Annotated in this window: 1 protein-coding gene; it reads left to right on the forward strand. The window is 50.4% G+C overall.

The annotated features are described in order from the left end of the window. The coding region (locus TZ96_RS10865) for a hypothetical protein (RefSeq protein ID WP_052696585.1) at positions 1-1,217 on the forward strand (1,217 nt) is incomplete at both ends.

Here is a 1,217-nt window from a genome sequence, read left to right on the forward strand (position 1 = left end):
CTTGCCGACGTACTTGCACTTGTTGAGGCTGACGTACTTGCTGAGGTGCTTGCACTTGTTGAAGCCGACGTGCTAGCCGATGTACTTGCACTTGTTGAAGCTGACGTGCTTGCTGATGTACTTGCACTTGTTGACGCTGACGTGCTAGCAGATGTACTTGCGCTGGTTGACGCTGACGTACTTGCCGATGTGCTTGCACTTGTTGATGCCGATGTACTTGCTGATGTACTTGCACTTGTTGAAGCTGACGTGCTTGCTGATGTACTTGCACTTGTTGAAGCGGACGTACTTGCTGACGTGCTTGCACTTGTTGATGCAGATGTGCTTGCTGATGTGCTTGCTGATGTGCTTGCTGATGTACTTGCACTTGTTGATGCCGATGTACTTGCTGACGTACTTGCACTTGTTGATGCGGATGTACTTGCTGATGTACTTGCACTTGTTGATGCGGATGTACTTGCTGACGTGCTTGCACTTGTTGATGCGGATGTACTTGCTGACGTGCTTGCACTTGTTGATGCGGATGTACTTGCTGACGTGCTTGCGCTTGTTGATGCCGACGTACTTGCTGACGTGCTTGCACTTGTTGATGCGGATGTACTTGCTGATGTGCTTGCGCTCGTTGATGCGGACGTACTTGCTGACGTGCTTGCACTTGTTGAAGCTGACGTACTTGCGCTCGTTGAGGCTGACGTACTTGCGGACGTGCTTGCTGACGTGCTTGCACTTGTTGATGCTGACGTACTAGCAGATGTACTTGCTGAAGTGCTTGCGCTTGTTGAAGCGGACGTGCTTGCCGATGTACTTGCACTTGTTGAAGCCGACGTACTTGCTGATGTACTTGCACTTGTTGAAGCAGATGTGCTTGCTGATGTACTTGCACTTGTTGAAGCCGACGTGCTAGCCGATGTACTTGCACTTGTTGAAGCAGATGTGCTTGCTGACGTGCTTGCACTTGTTGATGCGGATGTACTTGCTGATGTACTTGCACTTGTTGATGCTGACGTACTTGCTGACGTGCTTGCACTTGTTGATGCGGATGTACTTGCTGACGTGCTTGCACTTGTTGATGCTGACGTGCTAGCCGATGTGCTTGCACTTGTTGATGCGGATGTACTTGCTGATGTACTTGCGCTCGTTGAAGCGGATGTACTTGCCGACGTACTTGCACTTGTTGAGGCTGACGTACTTGCTGAAGTGCTAGCCGATGTGCTTGC

Origin of the sequence: Streptococcus infantis (assembly GCF_000963255.1) — a bacterium.
GTDB lineage: Bacteria > Bacillota > Bacilli > Lactobacillales > Streptococcaceae > Streptococcus > Streptococcus nidrosiense.